General features: G+C 54.8%; 16 protein-coding genes. 2 read left to right on the top strand and 14 right to left on the bottom strand.

What is annotated here, in order from left to right:
• Positions 1 to 34: 34 nt before the first annotated feature.
• From tcuB to ybfF, 8 genes are all read right to left on the bottom strand, one after another.
• On the bottom strand, positions 35 to 1,174 hold the full coding sequence (tcuB, locus tag OGX90_RS21365; RefSeq protein WP_204557369.1) for a tricarballylate utilization 4Fe-4S protein TcuB: 1,140 nt from the start codon (positions 1,172 to 1,174) through the stop codon (positions 35 to 37).
• The gene (tcuA, locus tag OGX90_RS21360; RefSeq protein ID WP_204557370.1) at positions 1,161 to 2,564 is read right to left on the bottom strand and encodes an FAD-dependent tricarballylate dehydrogenase TcuA; all 1,404 of its coding nucleotides are present in this window, start codon (positions 2,562 to 2,564) and stop codon (positions 1,161 to 1,163) included. Before tcuA ends, tcuB begins: the two co-directional genes overlap by 14 nt.
• 97 nt (positions 2,565 to 2,661) lie before the next feature.
• The gene (gene tcuR / locus OGX90_RS21355; RefSeq protein ID WP_048226092.1) at positions 2,662 to 3,588 is read right to left on the bottom strand and encodes a tricarballylate utilization LysR family transcriptional regulator TcuR; all 927 of its coding nucleotides are present in this window, start codon (positions 3,586 to 3,588) and stop codon (positions 2,662 to 2,664) included.
• 128 nt (positions 3,589 to 3,716) lie between these two features.
• Positions 3,717 to 4,163 (bottom strand): ferric iron uptake transcriptional regulator, encoded by a 447-nt coding sequence (gene fur / locus OGX90_RS21350; RefSeq protein WP_003022836.1) that lies wholly within the window; start codon positions 4,161 to 4,163, stop codon positions 3,717 to 3,719.
• Entirely contained in the window at positions 4,156 to 4,242 is an 87-nt protein-coding gene (locus tag OGX90_RS21345; protein ID WP_100247215.1) for a ryhB-regulated fur leader peptide, read from the bottom strand. The genes fur and OGX90_RS21345 overlap by 8 nt, the downstream gene beginning before the upstream one ends.
• Positions 4,243 to 4,452: 210 nt before the next feature.
• Positions 4,453 to 4,983, bottom strand: coding sequence for a flavodoxin FldA (fldA, locus tag OGX90_RS21340; protein ID WP_003022839.1), 531 nt, complete (start codon positions 4,981 to 4,983; stop codon positions 4,453 to 4,455).
• A gap of 155 nt (positions 4,984 to 5,138) precedes the next feature.
• Positions 5,139 to 5,426 (bottom strand): LexA regulated protein, encoded by a 288-nt coding sequence (gene ybfE, locus OGX90_RS21335; RefSeq protein WP_003831362.1) that lies wholly within the window; start codon positions 5,424 to 5,426, stop codon positions 5,139 to 5,141.
• A gap of 128 nt (positions 5,427 to 5,554) precedes the next feature.
• Positions 5,555 to 6,328, bottom strand: coding sequence for an esterase (ybfF, locus tag OGX90_RS21330; protein ID WP_167819702.1), 774 nt, complete (start codon positions 6,326 to 6,328; stop codon positions 5,555 to 5,557).
• 194 nt (positions 6,329 to 6,522) lie between these two features.
• Between ybfF and seqA the strand changes: the two genes are divergently transcribed.
• Both seqA and pgm read left to right on the top strand, forming a co-directional pair.
• The gene (gene seqA, locus OGX90_RS21325; RefSeq protein WP_048214679.1) at positions 6,523 to 7,065 is read left to right on the top strand and encodes a replication initiation negative regulator SeqA; all 543 of its coding nucleotides are present in this window, start codon (positions 6,523 to 6,525) and stop codon (positions 7,063 to 7,065) included.
• Positions 7,066 to 7,089: 24 nt separating this feature from the next.
• Positions 7,090 to 8,730, top strand: a complete 1,641-nt coding sequence (gene pgm / locus OGX90_RS21320) for a phosphoglucomutase (alpha-D-glucose-1,6-bisphosphate-dependent) (RefSeq protein WP_008784117.1) — start codon at positions 7,090 to 7,092, stop codon at positions 8,728 to 8,730.
• Between the two features lie 96 nt (positions 8,731 to 8,826).
• Here pgm and kdpE read toward each other — a convergent pair whose 3' ends face one another.
• Genes kdpE through kdpF form a run of 6 tightly spaced genes read right to left on the bottom strand, consistent with a single transcriptional unit; the run spans position 8,827 to position 16,608 of the window.
• Positions 8,827 to 9,504 (bottom strand): two-component system response regulator KdpE, encoded by a 678-nt coding sequence (gene kdpE / locus OGX90_RS21315; protein ID WP_234692215.1) that lies wholly within the window; start codon positions 9,502 to 9,504, stop codon positions 8,827 to 8,829.
• Positions 9,501 to 12,185: a two-component system sensor histidine kinase KdpD gene (gene kdpD, locus OGX90_RS21310; RefSeq protein ID WP_191215053.1), complete on the bottom strand. Its 2,685-nt coding sequence runs from the start codon at positions 12,183 to 12,185 to the stop codon at positions 9,501 to 9,503. The genes kdpE and kdpD overlap by 4 nt, the downstream gene beginning before the upstream one ends.
• A gap of 10 nt (positions 12,186 to 12,195) precedes the next feature.
• Complete coding sequence (kdpC, locus tag OGX90_RS21305; RefSeq protein WP_048235873.1) at positions 12,196 to 12,762, bottom strand: potassium-transporting ATPase subunit KdpC; 567 nt, start codon at positions 12,760 to 12,762, stop codon at positions 12,196 to 12,198.
• An 8-nt stretch (positions 12,763 to 12,770) separates the two neighbouring features.
• On the bottom strand, positions 12,771 to 14,819 hold the full coding sequence (gene kdpB / locus OGX90_RS21300) for a potassium-transporting ATPase subunit KdpB (RefSeq protein ID WP_020996545.1): 2,049 nt from the start codon (positions 14,817 to 14,819) through the stop codon (positions 12,771 to 12,773).
• A 20-nt stretch (positions 14,820 to 14,839) separates the two neighbouring features.
• Positions 14,840 to 16,519 carry a potassium-transporting ATPase subunit KdpA gene (gene kdpA, locus OGX90_RS21295; protein WP_267448478.1) on the bottom strand — a complete coding sequence of 560 codons (1,680 nt, stop codon included), beginning with the start codon at positions 16,517 to 16,519 and terminating at the stop codon, positions 14,840 to 14,842.
• On the bottom strand, positions 16,519 to 16,608 hold the full coding sequence (gene kdpF, locus OGX90_RS21290) for a K(+)-transporting ATPase subunit F (RefSeq protein ID WP_001670793.1): 90 nt from the start codon (positions 16,606 to 16,608) through the stop codon (positions 16,519 to 16,521). The genes kdpA and kdpF overlap by 1 nt, the downstream gene beginning before the upstream one ends.
• Positions 16,609 to 16,737: the final 129 nt, after the last annotated feature.

The following is a 16,737-nucleotide window of genomic DNA, read 5'->3' as shown; positions in this document are numbered from 1 at the left end:
TATCATAATATTTATAGAGGTAAGAGTTTGCGGGTTAGTCGCCTGAGACTCCCGCCTGTTTGCCGCGCCGTTTCTCAATCGCCCACTTGAGTAAGGCTGCGCAGCGGTAAAATCCGTGGGCAAATTTTCCGTAAGGAATGGTCAGAAAAAGCGCCATGACCACGCCGAGATGAATGGCCAGTAAAATAGCCATCAATGAGGTATCTCTTCCCGCCAGCAGCGCCAGACCGGTCAGACTGGTCAGCAGCAGCAGCAAAATAAAACCGCGATCCATCGGTTTTTGCCGGGCGTCGCCGTGTAGCGGTGAGCGCCTGAGATTAAGCCATAGCAAGCCAGCCGGACCGACAACCAGGCCAATGCCACCCAACGTGCCCAGCATGACCGGAACGCTGAAGAACGGGTAGGGTGCTTCTATGCCTGCAAAGTAGTGATAGCCCGTTGCCACCACGGTGGCGGCAAAGCAGAGCATAAAACCGTAGAAGGTAAAGTGGTGGAAACGGCGGCGCATCAGGGTGAAGGCATCATCCGCTTCGTTACAACCTTTGCCGTGGCCACCATCGAGATATTTCAGCGTCAGCGCATCGTGTGAGGCTTCAGCGATCTCGGCGGAACGCGGCATACCCGGAGAGATCTCGCGCCAGAAGCGGATCACGCCCGCCATCAGCAAACCGATCGCCAGAATAAACACCGAACCAAACATCCAGGCCAGCAGGTTATGCGGGAAAATTTGATAGAAATCCCCGGCCAGTGGAGGATGGAATAATGAACCTTTCAAACCTATAGCGAGGAGTAAAAACAGGATCAGACCGAAAACCAGCGCCAGCGTCACGGTTACGCCTGCGCGACGATATAGCGTGCCAAAGGCGGCGGGTTGCGCGTAATGCTGATAGGTTTCGAGCCGGACTTCCGCCATCGCTTTCGGCACGTTGATGGCAAATTCATGAGGCGGGGCATACTGACACGCGTGCAGGCAAGCGCCGCAGTTATGGCACAAGTTTGCCAGATAATTGATATCCGCTTTACTGAATTCCAGACGCTGAGTCATGGCCGGGAACACGGCGCAAAAGCCTTCGCAATAGCGGCAGGCGTTACACACCTGCATCACGCGTTCAACTTCAGCTTCCGGTTCGGTGATAATTTGCGCTTCGATGATCAGTTTCTCAAGCTGCTTCATGACGTGTCTCCTTACGTGCAGCCAGCGCGGCTTCTTTTCCGGCAATGCGGCCAAAGGTCGTGCCGATCGACATCCCCACGCCTGCGGTGTAACCCTTGCCCAGCACGTTACCCGCCATCATCTCTCCGGCGACGAACAGGTTACGGCTTGGAAGCCCTGCAAAATGCACAGCGGCGCGTTCGTTCACTTTTAACCCAAGATAAGTGAAGGTGATTCCTGGCCGCAGGGCGTAGCCGTAGTAAGGCGGTTGATCCAGCGGTCGCGCCCAATGCGTTTTCTCGGGTAGCAAATCTTTAGTGGCGCAGTTATCCAGAACGGTATGGTCGAACTGACCTGGCTGGCAGGCGTTGTTGTACTCTGTCACGGTGTGGGTAAAGCGTTCGGCATCCAGTCCTAACTGAAAGGCCAGTTCAGCCAGCGTATTGGCCTGCGTGCCAGGAAAGACCGGAGGCATGAAGTGTCCGATAGCTTTACTGTCGATGATGGAGTAGCCAATCTGTCCTGGCTGTTGAGCGACCAGACGTCCCCAGATGGCGTAGCGTTTGGGCCAGAAATCTTCACCTTCATCATAAAAACGCTCAGCGTCCCGGTTCACCACAATACCGAGCGAAACGCAGTCCACGCGGGTGCAAATCCCGCCGTCATATAATGGCGCTCTGGCATCAATTGCCACACAGTGTGACTGGGAGGGATCGCCGATAATGTCTGCGCCAGCATCCATCATAAATTTGAGCAGTACGCCCTGATTAAAACGCGTGCCGCGAATCAGGAAGTTATCCGCTGGCCACTCGCCGCGCTCGTTCTCTCCCCAGGCTTCTCGCAGCCACTCCCGGTTAGATTCGAATCCGCCAGCGGCAAGCACGCAGGATTTCGCTGTGATACGCTCGTTGCCTGACAGCGCCGCCACGAACTCGCCGTTGTGCAGTTCAAGCGCCTGAACGGGGGTGTTATAGCGAATTTGAACGCCCAGCTTTTCTGCGCTGCGATAATAGGCATTCACCAGGGCCTTTCCACCGCCCATAAAAAAGGCGTTGGTTCGCGCCACGTGCAAAGCGCCGGAGAGAGGAGGTTGAAAGTTAACGCCGTGCTGACGCATCCAGTCACGGCATTGTGAAGAGGTACGGATCACCAGACGCGCCAGCGCTTCGTTGGTATTCCCTTCCGTGACGCGCCACAGATCCTGCCAGAATTCTTCTTCAGGATAGCTTTCCACCAGCACATCCTGCGGCGCGTCATGCATACAACGTAAATTACGTGTGTGTTGGGAGTTTCCTCCGCGCCATTCACGGGGAGCCGCTTCGAGCAGGAGTACCGAAGCTCCTTGCTCGCGGGCAGACAAGGCAGCGCATAACGCGGCATTGCCACCACCAATCACCAGAACATCAACCATCGTATACTCCATTACCATTTAACCATTTGTTAAATTTGTAATTGAAATGTATACGCACGGCTTGTGCGGGCGCTATGACGTAGTGCTAAACGGTACTTTAGTTATTGTAAAGGATGGCGCCAGGCCAGCTTCCTGCTTCCACCAGTTGATGCATCACTTTCGTCAGCACCACGCGGGCCGCGAGGCCTGCCGGGGTGAGTTCATCGTCTGAGAGACTCACCAGAAAGTTGGGGCGGCTAAGTATTGGATTGTGGACGCCGATCACTCTTAGCGTCTCTTTATCGAGATGGGAAATTGCCGCGCCGGGCTGGAGAGTGGCACCAATGCCACTGCGCACGGCGCGCATGAGTAGCGCCAGACCATCAATTTCCGTGGCGATCTCAATGTTCAGCGCGTGTTCCTGACAAATCGCTTCCAGCCTGCCGCGCAGACCGTGGCCCGGGCTTGGCATTATCAATGGGATACTTGCCAACTGGGCTGGAGCAATATTGTCATCGGCAATATCAGCCAGTAAGGCATGAGTCCCAATCAAAAACAGCCGCTCTTCGAGAATCGGTATGGCGCTCCAGCGCAGGATCTTTTCTTTCTGAAACACGACAGCCAGATCAATCTGGCGGGTATTAATCATCCGCTCCAGATTGCCAGAGAGGCTTTCCACCACATGCAGACGGACATCACTGTAGCTTTCCCGCATGGCGTTGATAAACGGCATTCCGAGAACGGAAGCGGTACTGGGAGCCATGCCGACGCTGACGTGCCCGGAAAGCCGGGACTCGCGTGCGGCGAGGATCGCGTCGTCTGCGTGACGAAGCGCCAGCTGCGCCTGGGAGTAAAAAGCCAGCCCGGCGCTGGTGGGTGTCACACCGCGCGAGGTGCGCTGCAGCAGGCGAATAGCGAGTTCGCTTTCCAGACGCGACATTTGCTGGCTGAGTGCCGAAACCCCGATATTGAGATCGAGTGCCGCGCTACCCATGCTGCCGGTTTCTACAATGCGCACAAAATAGCGTAGCTGGCGAAGTTCCATTTCGACTCTCCGGAAGGGGCAATTGATTTTTACATTAAAGCAACACAGGAGCGGAGGGAAGGGGAAAAGGGCAGGTAATGCCCATAAAAAAAGCCAACCGGAAGGTTGGCTTTTCAAAAAGCATTACATTATTTGCCGTCGTGGGCATGCTCATCTTCGCGGCAATCGCCTTCAGCGCAGTGGCCGTAGAGATAGAGACTATGGTTGGTTAAACGAATACCATGTTTAGCCGCGATCTCACGCTGGCGCGCTTCGATGGAATCATCGCTGAACTCGACTACTTTGCCGCAGTCGAGACAGATGAGGTGATCGTGATGATGCTGTTGAGTCAGCTCGAAGACGGATTTACCACCTTCAAAATTATGGCGGGTCACGATACCGGCATCATCAAACTGGTTCAGCACACGATACACGGTCGCCAGACCAATTTCTTCACCCATATCGATCAGGCGTTTGTATAAATCTTCCGCACTGACGTGATGGTTATCCGGTTCCTGAAGAACTTCCAGAATTTTTAAACGAGGAAGCGTTACTTTCAGGCCAGCCTTCTTTAATGCGGTATTGTTGTCAGTCATGCGGAATCTGTCCTGTAGCTAAACGATTCACTTCATTAACAGAAGTGACAGAAATTGCACTTGAGATAATGCGTATCATTATAGAACTGCCATGGCTAAATGAAAACTGCAAGTCTCTGGCATATATTGTTAATCAAAACGTGGTATCGCCGACAAACACACTGTGCAACACCCGATTGGCATCCAGCCATTGTACAGGGTCAGACGAAAAAGTTACAAATTTGTAGCAATTATTTTGATTGGTTTTATCTATTGATGCGGCGCAGATGGAAATCTACGCCGCACGAAATCAGGCATTAATGATTTCGTCGAGGTGCAGCTCTTCAGAGATCTGCTTAACCCATTTTTCTACGCGTTCTGCTGTCAGTTCTGGCTGGCGATCTTCATCGATAGCCAGACCGACAAAGTGGTCGTCGTCAGCCAGGCCTTTAGACGCTTCAAAGTGATAACCCGCAGTCGGCCAGTGACCAACGATAGTTGCGCCGCGCGGTTCGATGATGTCGCGAATGGTCCCTAACGCATCGCAGAAATATTCTGCGTAATCTTCCTGGTCGCCGCAGCCGAATAATGCAACCAGTTTTCCATTAAAATCAATGTCTTCGAGGGTAGGGAAGAAGTCGTCCCAGTCACACTGAGCTTCACCGTAGTACCAGGTTGGGATGCCGAGCAGCAGAATGTCATAACCTTCGAGGTCTTCTTTGCTGCTTTTTGCAATGTCATGAACATCGGCAACGTCTTTACCAAGCTGTTTTTGAATCATTTTTGCGATGTTTTCGGTATTACCGGTGTCGCTGCCGAAAAAGATGCCAGTGATTGCCATGAGTAAAATAACCTCTTGAAACTTATTGAAATGGTGGTGGCGCATTGCCCACGGATAAGGGCAATCATAGCAGAACAGTCAGGCATGCGGAAACAGCAAACACGCAGGACTGCACTCTGTGCTACACGATTTATGATTTAGAGCAGAAATTCAGACTATGCCTGACCGCGCAATGTGCTGAGTTGGGTCATCAGCATCTCTTCGATGAGTTCACTGCGACTCATGTTGCGCGCCTCAGCCAGCTCGTTCAGAGCGTCAACGGCATCAGCGTTCAGTTTCAGTTCGACACGCTTAAGCCCGCGAACTTTGTCACGCTTAAGCTGATTACGTTTATTAATACGTAACTGTTCATCACGCGAGAGCGGATTAGTTTTGGGTCGTCCCGGGCGACGCTCCTGCGCGAACAGATCTAATGTCGTACGGTCCGTTTGTTCTTTGGCCATGATCTTGGTGACTTCGGGGAAACAATCAGCCAGGCGTCTGCCCGGATGGATAGCGCGCCATAATACATCAGCAGGGGTGACACGCCAACGCCCACGCGCGTAATCGCGCGCAGACGCTGAGTTTTTAATCAGTTAGCCTGTTCGTTCAGATAACGACGGATGGCGCGCAGTACCGCCTCCGGTTTTTCCGCATGCACCCAATGACCGGCTCCTGCAATAACATGCGCCCGAGCCTGTGGGAATTGTGTCAGCAGTTGTTCGCGATACGCTTCGGTAACATACGGTGAGTTGCCACCAGGGATAAACAGCGCCGGGTGCTCCCACGCAGGAATGGTTTCCCAACCGACGATATGAGGATATTGATCCCACAGCACGGGAACGTTAAAACGCCACTCGCCGTCGACGAAAGATTTCAGCAGAAACTGGATTACGCCTTCCTCATGCAGATGTTGACGCATGACGCTGGCCGCCTGCTGACGCGAAGTGGCCTGGGCATCGGTTACGGCATTAATAGCGGTAAAGATCGCATCGTGACGGCGAACATGATAGTCGACCGGCGCAATATCAATGGCCACCAGTCGATCGATACGATCAGGAGCCAGCGCGGTTAACGCCATGACGGCTTTTCCCCCCATCGAGTGACCAATAAAGGTCGCCTTTTCTATTTGCTGAGCGTCCAGCGTATCCAGCAAATCTTGCGCCATGGCCGGATAATTCATCTCAGGGGAACGAGGGGAGAGGCCATGATTTCGCATATCGACCTGGATGATATCGTGATCGACCACCAGATCGCGCGCCAGGATCCCCAGGTTATCCAGACTGCCAAACAGGCCGTGAACCAGGACGATGGGAGAATTATTGTGCAGGTTTTGCGCAGATTGCGCTCGGATATTCAATTTCATGGCAAAGTTCTTTTTTTCACACTCACGGGTTAGGGTATCATGTTGACCATTCTGCCACATGGCTGCAACAACTACGGTTACTCTGAGTTTTGCTGGCCACCAGGCTTGACGCTATCCGCTGTTGGGATTTGCCTTTACACTACGTGTGTTTACCCCGACAACTTGTATTCAGCTAAACATTGCACTGGATTAAGATGAAAACGATTGAAGTTGATGATGAACTCTATAGCTATATTGCCAGCCACACCAAGCATATTGGCGAGAGCGCATCCGACATTTTACGGCGTATGTTGAAATTTTCCGCCGCATCACAGCCTGTCACTCCGGTAGTCAAAGAAGTCCGCGCTGTGCAACCTGTCGTGGAAGCTAAGCCGGTTAACCCCGTAAAAGATAAAGTGCGCGCGATGCGTGAACTGCTGCTGTCCGACGAATACGCGGAACAGAAGAAAGCAGTAAATCGCTTTATGCTGGTGCTGTCTACACTCTATTCACTGGATCAAAACGCGTTCGCCGAAGCAACGGAATCGTTGCATGGCCGTACGCGCGTTTATTTTGCAGCGGATGAACAGACGCTGCTGAAAAATGGTAATCAAACCAAACCGAAACACGTGCCAGGCACGCCGTACTGGGTGATCACCAACACCAATACCGGCCGTAAATGCAGCATGGTTGAACACATCATGCAGTCAATGCAATTCCCTGCGGAATTGATTGAAAAGGTTTGCGGAACAATTTAATCCTTGCATTAGAAGGACCAGGCAATGGCAATCCACAACCGTGCAGGTCAACCTGCGCAACAGAGTGATTTGATTAACGTCGCCCAACTGACGGCACAGTACTATGTACTGAAACCAACAGCAGGGAACGCTGAGCACGCCGTTAAGTTCGGTACGTCCGGACATCGTGGCAGTGCAGGTCGTCATAGTTTTAACGAGCCGCATATTCTGGCTATCGCTCAGGCGATTGCTGAAGAACGTGCGAAAAACGGGATTACTGGCCCGTGCTATGTGGGCAAGGATACCCACGCGCTGTCTGAACCGGCTTTTATCTCTGTACTGGAAGTGCTGGCGGCGAACGGCGTTGACGTCATCGTGCAGGAAAATAACGGCTTTACGCCAACCCCTGCTGTGTCGAATGCTATCCTGGTCCACAACAAAAAAGGCGGCCCGCTGGCTGACGGCATTGTGATCACGCCGTCCCACAACCCGCCGGAAGATGGCGGCATTAAATACAACCCGCCAAACGGTGGTCCGGCAGATACCAACGTCACCAAAGTGGTGGAAGACAGAGCCAACGCGCTGCTGGCTGACGGTCTGCAAGGCGTGAAGCGCATGTCGCTGGACGCTGCGCTGGCATCTGGTCATGTAACAGAGCAGGATCTGGTTCAGCCGTTTGTTGAAGGACTGGCTGACATCGTCGACATGGCGGCGATCCAAAAAGCGGGTCTGACGCTGGGTGTCGATCCGCTGGGCGGTTCCGGTATCGAATACTGGAAGCGTATTGCTAAGCACTACAACCTGAACCTGACTATCGTTAACGATCACGTTGATCAGACTTTCCGCTTTATGCATCTCGACAAAGATGGCGCTATCCGCATGGACTGCTCCTCCGAGTGCGCGATGGCGGGCCTGCTGGCGCTGCGCGACAAGTTCGATCTGGCCTTTGCCAACGACCCAGACTACGACCGTCACGGTATCGTCACCCCGGCAGGGCTGATGAATCCGAACCACTATCTGGCGGTGGCGATCAACTACCTGTTCCAGCATCGTCCGCAGTGGGGCAAAGACGTTGCCGTTGGTAAGACGCTGGTGTCCTCGGCGATGATTGACCGCGTGGTGAATGATTTAGGGCGTAAACTGGTCGAAGTGCCGGTTGGCTTTAAATGGTTTGTTGACGGTCTGTTCGACGGCAGCTTTGGCTTTGGTGGTGAAGAGAGCGCGGGGGCATCTTTCCTGCGTTTCGACGGTACACCGTGGTCGACCGACAAAGACGGCATCATCATGTGCCTGTTGGCGGCAGAAATTACTGCAGTGACCGGTAAAAATCCGCAGGAGCACTACAACGAACTGGCTGCCCGCTTTGGTGCGCCGAGCTACAACCGCCTGCAGGCAAGTGCGACCTCCGCGCAGAAAGCGGCGCTGTCTAAGCTGTCTCCGGAAATGGTGAGTGCCAGCACGCTGGCGGGCGACCCGATCACCGCACGTCTGACGGCGGCACCGGGCAACGGTGCTTCTATCGGCGGTCTGAAAGTGATGACTGACAACGGCTGGTTTGCCGCTCGTCCGTCCGGCACCGAAGACGCTTATAAAATCTATTGCGAGAGCTTCCTCGGTGAAGAACACCGCAAGCAGATCGAAAAAGAAGCGGTTGAGATCGTCAGCGAAGTGCTGAAAAACGCGTAAACCGTAGGCCGGATAAGACGCTAGCGTCGCTATCCGGCATGAATTAAAAAGCCTGATCGCTTTGCGCTGATCCGGCTTTTTTTATTCGGCTTAGATTCACGGCATAAACCGATAACCAATCCCGGTTTCGGTCAGAAGATGACGTGGACGCGCCGGGTCCTGTTCCAGCTTCTGGCGCAGGTGTCCCATGTAAATTCGCAGATAGTGACTGTGTTCGACGGCGTTTGGTCCCCAAACCTGATTTAGCAACTGGCGTTGCGTTAGTACCTTTCCGGCATTATTCAGCAGTACCGCTAACAGGCGAAACTCAATCGGCGTCAGATGAATCTCTTCATCACCACGATGTACGAGCCGGGCGGCGATATCTACTTTTACGTTGGAAAAATGCACCACCGGCTCGGGAGACACGCCGCTGGCGTGGCGGCGCAATGCCACGCGTAATCGCGCCTGTAGCTCGCCAATACCAAAGGGTTTACTGAGATAGTCATCGGCACCGGCATCCAGAGCGGCGATTTTATCGCTTTCTTCGCTGCGGGCTGAGAGCACAATTACCGGTATCGCGCTCCATTGTCGCAGGTCACGAATAAAATCAATGCCGTCACCGTCCGGCAGACCGAGATCGAGAATGATGAGATCGGGTTTTCGCGTGGCGGCTTCCAGCAGACCACGTTGCAGCGTTTCCGCTTCATATACACGCAGACCATCGGCTTCCAGCGCGGTGCGCAGAAAGCGACGGATAGCCTGTTCATCTTCAACAATCAGTACGTTCGTCACATATCCTCATGAAAATCTTCAAGTTCAGGGGGGATTTCCTGGGGCAGTGTAACACGGAAACATGCTCCTCCCTGTGCGCGATTGTGGACGGAAATCGTACCGCCGTGCACGTCCACAATGGCCTGACAGATTGCCAGCCCCAGCCCAACGCCCGGTACCGATGACTCTTTGTTTCCCCGGGAAAACTTGTCAAAAACTCGCTGCTCCATACCCGATGGAATGCCGGGACCATTATCCCAGACGTCCAGTTGCAGGTGCTCGCCATCGACGCAGGCATCAATACCGATTTGCGCCGCTGGACCTGCGTATTTAACGGCGTTTTCCAGCAGGTTAATCAGCACCCGTTCAAAGAGTGGGCCATCGACGTGGATCAGCGTCAACGGTGCTGGTAGCGACAAATTAATAGGAGCAGAGAGTCCTGGCTCCAGCATCTGCAGGGCGCTGCCGACCACCTCTTCCAGTGTTAACCACTCCTTCTTAAGATTAAAGCCGCCAGATTGAATTCGTGCCATATCCAGCAGGTTATTAACCAGTCGGGTCGTATTAAGGACGTGCTGGCGAATCTCACTGGCCTGGCGCGCGTGCGGCGATCCTTCGCTTGCCAGATCCAACGTTAAGATCTCTGCCTGACCAAACAGCACCGTTAGCGGCGTACGTAAATCGTGGGAAAGGGCGGCGAGCAGCGCGTTGCGAATGCTTTCACGCTCGCTGGCAAACCGGGCTTGCTCTTCGCTGGCAGTCAGCGTCAGACGCTCCAGCGCACTGGCGACCAGTAAAGTGAAAGTTTCCAGCAGGCGTTGCTGTTCGGGGATCATCAGCTGGCGTAAATTTCCCGGTTCCACCACCAGCAGCCCATGCGTTTTGTCGGCACTTTTTAACGGTAAAATTTGATACGGCACACCTGGCAACGTGTCAGTACCTGCGCCAGCCGGTTGCCCTTTATCAAAGCTCCATTGGGCAATGGCATCATCCCACGGCGTCATGCCCTGTTGATGGGTGAGAGGGGCCAGCTTACCGTTCTCACCGGGTAGTAAAACCTGGCTGCGGGCCTGGAACGTTGAGGCAATAAACTGTTCGCTGGTGGCTGCGATATCTTGCTGACTACGCCCAACGGCCAGCGCTTTCGACATCTCATACAAATGGCGCGTACGTTGTTCACGATAACGGGCCACCCGCGCCTGATAACGCACTCCGGCGGTCAGATTACCAATAACCAGCCCTACCGTTAGCATCACGGCGAAGGTGAGCAGGTACTGGACATCGGAAACGGCCAGCGTGCCACGCGGAGCAATAAAGAAGAGATCGAAGCTGGCGACGTTAATAAAAGTTGCCAGCACCGACGGCCAGCGTCCGTAAAAGAGGGCGATAACCACCACGCCCAATAAATAGATCATCACCAGGTTGGCGGCGTCAAAGGCCATCAACCACTGCATGGCAATCAACGTAATGATGGCGCACAGCGCGACGGCAACCACACAACCCTGAATTTGTACCCGCCATTTATCCTTAAAGGTGCGGTTATCTGCAGTTTGTAGCACAGGGCGCGAAGGTGGCTCATCGAGCGCAACAATCATCAGATCGAGATCCGGTGCGCGATGGGCCAGTTTGTCAGCAAAGGAATCACTGCGCCACCAGCGTCGTGTAGTCGGACGTCCGAGGACAATTTTTCCCAGATTATGCTCACGGGCGTAGCGGATTACCGCCTTGTCTTCAGCGGGATCGGAAAGGGTGGCGGTTTCTGCACCCAGCTCCTGGGCTAACCGCAGAGCGCTTAGGATTGCCCGGCGCTGTTTTTCGGGCAGTCGGTGTAGCGCTGGCGTTTCGACATACACTGCATGCCAGACGCTGCCGAGGCGCGCTGCCAGACGCGCGGCAGCACGCACCAGTTTTTCGCTGCCGGTATTGTGTCCAATGCACAGTAAAATGGCGTCACGGGTATGCCAGACTTTTTCTTCCCCCGGACGCCCTCGCCAGGCACGCATCTGATCGTCAACCCGATCGGCCGTGCGGCGCAGGGCCAGCTCACGTAGCGCGATCAAGTTCCCTTTGCGAAAGAAATGCTCGATGGCTCTTTCCGCCTGACCGGCGATATAGACCTTGCCTTCGTTCAGGCGTTGGCGCAAATCGTCGGGGGGAAGATCGACCAGCACCACATCGTCGGCGGCATCGAAAAAAGGATCGGGGACGGTTTCGCGAACCTGAATGCCTGTGACGCCGCTGACCACATCATTGAGGCTTTCCAGATGCTGCACGTTGACGGTAGTAAAAACGTCAATGCCGGCTTCGAGCAGTTCTTCAATATCTTGCCAACGCTTAGGGTGGCGTGAGCCAGGCGCATTACTGTGCGCCAGTTCATCCATCAAAATGAGCGCCGGACGGCGGGCCAGCGCCGCGTCGAGATCGAACTCGCTGATATGACGACCATGGCGCGCCTGTCTCTTTAGCGGCAGGATGCTGAGACCGTCCAGCAGCGCGGCGGTCTCTTTGCGTCCGTGGGTTTCCACCACGCCAATCAGCACATCTAACCCCTGCGCCCGCAGCCGCTGGGCCTCTGCCAGCATGGCCCAGGTTTTACCGACGCCTGCACACGCGCCGAAGAAAATTTTCAGTTTTCCGCGGTGCGGGGCAGCGGTCTGCTCCAGCAGGCGATCGGGGTCGGGGCGTAAGGGTTCGTTATGCATGTCCTTTTTCTCAGTGCTTATCCAGCGCTAAATTAAGTTCCACCAGGTTCACCACCGGCTGGCCGATAAAACTGACCAACGGCTTTTGCGTGTATTGTGCAACCAGGCGCGTGACCTCTTCAATGCTGAGGTTGCGAGCCTGCGCCACGCGGGGGATTTGCCAGGCCACCGCGGCGGGTGTCAGATTGTTATCCAGCCCGCTGGCAGAAGCCGTTACCAGCTCTACCGGAACGACAGGATTTGCCTGCGGGTTGGCGGCACGCAGCGCGGCTATCCGGCTTTGCAGCTGTTTATCCAGTTCCGGGTTGCTGGCTGCCAGGTTACTGCCGCCTGAAGCCATTGGATTATAGGGCATTTCTGCTGTAGCTGACGGACGTCCCTGAAAATAACCGGCCGCGGTAAAATGTTGCCCAATGAGCGCAGAGCCGCGAACGACTTGACCTTCGCGTAGAAGCGAACCGTTAGCCTGGTGGGGAAACCACCACTGCCCCAACGCGGTGGTCAACAACGGGTAAGCCCCGCCGGTGATAAGCATCAGGAAAATCAATGTTGATAATGCAGGACGTAATCCACTCATCTGAAACCTCACACCAGACCCAGCAGGGTCAGCAGTAAATCAATTGCTTTGATACCGATAAACGGCACAACCAGACCACCCAGACCATAGATCCACAAATTACGGCGCAGCATTGCGGATGCGGATAACGGTTTGTAGCTCACGCCTTTAAGCGCCAGCGGGATCAGAAAGACGATAACCAGCGCATTAAAGATAACCGCGCTGAGGATCGCCGAATCCGGCGAATGCAGACCCATCACGTTAAGCGCATTGAGCTGCGGGTAGGTGGCGGCGAACGCGGCTGGGATAATGGCGAAATACTTCGCCACGTCGTTGGCGATACTGAAGGTGGTCAGCGAACCACGCGTCATCAGCATCTGTTTACCAATGTGCACCACTTCAATCAGCTTGGTGGGGTTAGAGTCGAGATCCACCATATTGCCTGCTTCCTTCGCGGCCTGGGTCCCGGAGTTCATGGCGACCGCCACGTCGGCTTGCGCCAGCGCCGGGGCGTCATTGGTTCCGTCGCCGGTCATCGCCACCAGACGACCTTCCGCCTGATACTGACGAATCAGCGCCAGCTTGGCTTCCGGCGTGGCTTCAGCCAAGAAGTCATCTACCCCGGCTTCTGCCGCAATCGCGGCAGCGGTAAGGCGGTTATCGCCGGTGATCATCACCGTTTTGATGCCCATTTTGCGTAGTTGGGCAAAACGTTCTTTGATTCCGCCTTTTACGATATCTTTCAGGGCAATCACGCCCAGCACGCGGGAGCCTTCGGCAACCACCAGCGGCGTAGCGCCAAGGCGTGCGACGTTTTCGACCTTCTGCTCCACGTCGGCAGGGAAGTGGCCGCCGTTGGCTTCGACGTGACGACGAATAGCATCGACCGACCCTTTGCGGATCATACGGTTGTCGATGTTGATCCCGCTCATTCGGCTTTGGGCGGTAAACGGTACAAAGGTGGCGTGCAGCGATTGCACGTCGCGAATACGCAGATTAAAGCGCTGTTTAGCCAGAATCACGATGCTGCGGCCTTCTGGGGTTTCATCGGCCAGTGATGAAAGCTGCGCGGCGTCGGCCAGCGTTTTTTCGTCCACGCCCTGGGCGGGCAGGAAATCTGAAGCCTGGCGGTTACCCAGCGTAATGGTGCCGGTTTTGTCCAGCAGCAGTACGTCCACGTCACCCGCAGCTTCTACTGCACGTCCGCTGGTGGCGATGACGTTCGCGCCCAGCATGCGGCTCATCCCGGCGACGCCAATTGCGGAGAGTAGCCCGCCGATGGTGGTGGGGATCAGACACACCAGCAGGGCAACCAGTACCGTGACGCTAACCGCGCTACCACCCCAGGCGGAAAATGGCCACAGCGTGGCGGTCGCCAGCAGAAAAACGATGGTCAGGGCTATCAACAGGATCGTCAGGGCGATTTCATTCGGCGTTTTACGCCGCTGCGCGCCTTCAACCATGGCGATCATCCGGTCGAGGAACGTTTCACCAGGGTTCACGCTACATTCGATCACCAGCCAGTCGGAGAGGATGCGGGTCCCGCCGGTGACGGAGGCGAAATCACCACCGGATTCACGAATGACCGGCGCGGATTCACCGGTAATGGCGCTTTCATCTACCGATGCGCCACCTTCGATGACCTCGCCGTCACACGGGATAATATCGCCCGCTTCTACTAACACGATATCTCCTTTGCGCAAATCCTCCGCCGGAACGTGATCCATGGCGGCACCGTATTTCGGCTCGCGGAGTTTGCGAGCAAAAGCGGTTTTTTTCACTCCTTTCAGACTGTTAGCCTGAGCCTTACTGCGTCCTTCCGCCAGCGCTTCGGCAAAGTTGGCGAACAGAACGGTGACCCACAGCCACAGACTTATCGCGCCGGTAAACCACGGATTGCCTTGCATATGGCCTGTGGCCATTGCCAACGTTAACAGGGTTGTCAGCAGACTGCCCAGCCAGACGATAAACATCACCGGATTGCGCCACTGGGTATGTGGGCTTAATTTTTTCACGGCGTCCATCAGCGCCTGTGCGACCAGAGAGGGTTCGAACAGCGCCAGTTGCTTGCGACTCATAGTCATGTGCTCCGCATCACTCAGTGTAATGACAGGTATTCTGCGACCGGGCCAAGCGCCAGGGCAGGAACAAAGGTGAGGGCGCCAACCAGTAACACCGTACCGATTAACAACCCGACAAACAGTGCACCGTGCGTAGGCAGCGTGCCTGGACTTGCTGGCTGGATCTTTTTACTGACCAGCGATCCGGCAATTGCCATCACGGGGATGATCACGCCGAAACGGCCGAAGAACATGCACAGGGCCAGCAGACAGTTCCAGAACGGGCTGTTGGCGCTTAATCCGGCGAAGGCGCTGCCGTTGTTGTTCGCGGCAGACGATACGGCGTACAACACCTCACTAAAGCCATGTGGACCAGGATTGAGCATGGCGCTGCGTCCGGCGTCGCTCATCATCGCTATCGCCGTACCGAGCAGCACCAGCGCAGGGGTGACCAGAATCGCCAGTGCGGTCATTTTCATTTCACGCACGTCTATTTTCTTACCCAGATATTCCGGCGTGCGACCAATCATCAGGCCCGCGATAAACACCGCCAATAACACGAACAGCAACATGCCGTACAGGCCCGAACCGACACCACCGAAGACCACTTCGCCAATCTGCATTAGCCACATCGGCACCATCCCGCCCAGCGCGGTGAAGGAGTCATGCATCGCATCGACAGCGCCGCAAGATGCCGCTGTCGTCACGACGGAAAAAAGACTCGTAGCCAGCACGCCAAAGCGGCTTTCTTTGCCTTCCATGTTGATATTACTGTCTGCACCGAATGCCATCAGGTGCGGGTTGCCTTGAACTTCGGCCCACATCACCACGGCTACGCAGACTACAAATATCAACGACATGGCCCACAGCAGGGTCCGCCCCTGGCGACGATCGCCAACCACATCACCAAAGGCAAAACACAGCGCGGTAGGAATTAAGAAAATGGCCAGCATCTGTACCAGATTGGTCAACGCGGTAGGGTTTTCAAACGGATGTGATGAGTTAGCGTTAAAGAACCCGCCCCCGTTAGTGCCAAGCATCTTAATCGCTTCCTGTGAGGCGACGGGCCCCATTGGCAGCAGCTGTTTCACCCCTTCAAGGGTAGTAATGGGCTGATAGGGCAACACATTTTGCAGCACACCTTGCTGAATGAAGAACAACGCAATGAGCAATGCAATGGGGAGCAGGATCCACAGCGTAATGCGAACCAGATCGACCCAGGCGTTGCCCAGCGTGTTCATACTCTGGCGAGTAAAGGCACGGGCCAGGGCAAAAATCACCGCAATCCCGGTTGCCGCTGACAGGAAGTTCTGCACGGTCAGCCCGACCATCTGGCTGAAGTAGCTTAAGGTGGTTTCGCCAGCATAGGATTGCCAGTTGGTATTAGTGACAAAACTTACCGCCGTGTTGAGCGCCAAATCCCACGAAAGCCCAGGTAGCTGTTGCGGATTTAGCGGCAGCAGGTTTTGCGCCATCAGCATTGAAAACAGGACCAGCAACCCCAGCACATTGAGCGCGAGGATCGCCAACAGATACTGCCGCCAGTTCATCTCATGCTGCGAGATGCCCAGACCACGCCAGAGCAGATGTTCCACGCCAGCCAGACCCGGCAGGGACGTATTATTGATCAGCCGAGCCAAGCCAAAACCCAGCGGTCTGGCGATGATAAACAGTACCAGCAAGAAACTGGCAATGAGTAAAAATCCTTGGGCCGCCATCAGAACGCCTCCGCATTAATCAGGGCATACACCAGATAACCTAATAATAAAAAGACCAGCACAATGCCGGTTATCACGCCTGCACTCACGGTGCACCTCCAGTGGCATAAATGTGATAACCAGAGCGTAGATTTTTGCTTGCAAAGATTTCGCAAAAATCAGTGGGAGGGGTGTAAAAAAAGTATAAAAATGGCAAAGACCATTATTTAACTAATGAT

The sequence above is a fragment of the Citrobacter sp. Cpo012 genome (genome assembly GCF_030333015.1).
GTDB classification, from domain to species: Bacteria; Pseudomonadota; Gammaproteobacteria; order Enterobacterales; family Enterobacteriaceae; genus Citrobacter; species Citrobacter portucalensis.
This window is presented reverse-complemented; position numbering and strand designations above follow the sequence as displayed.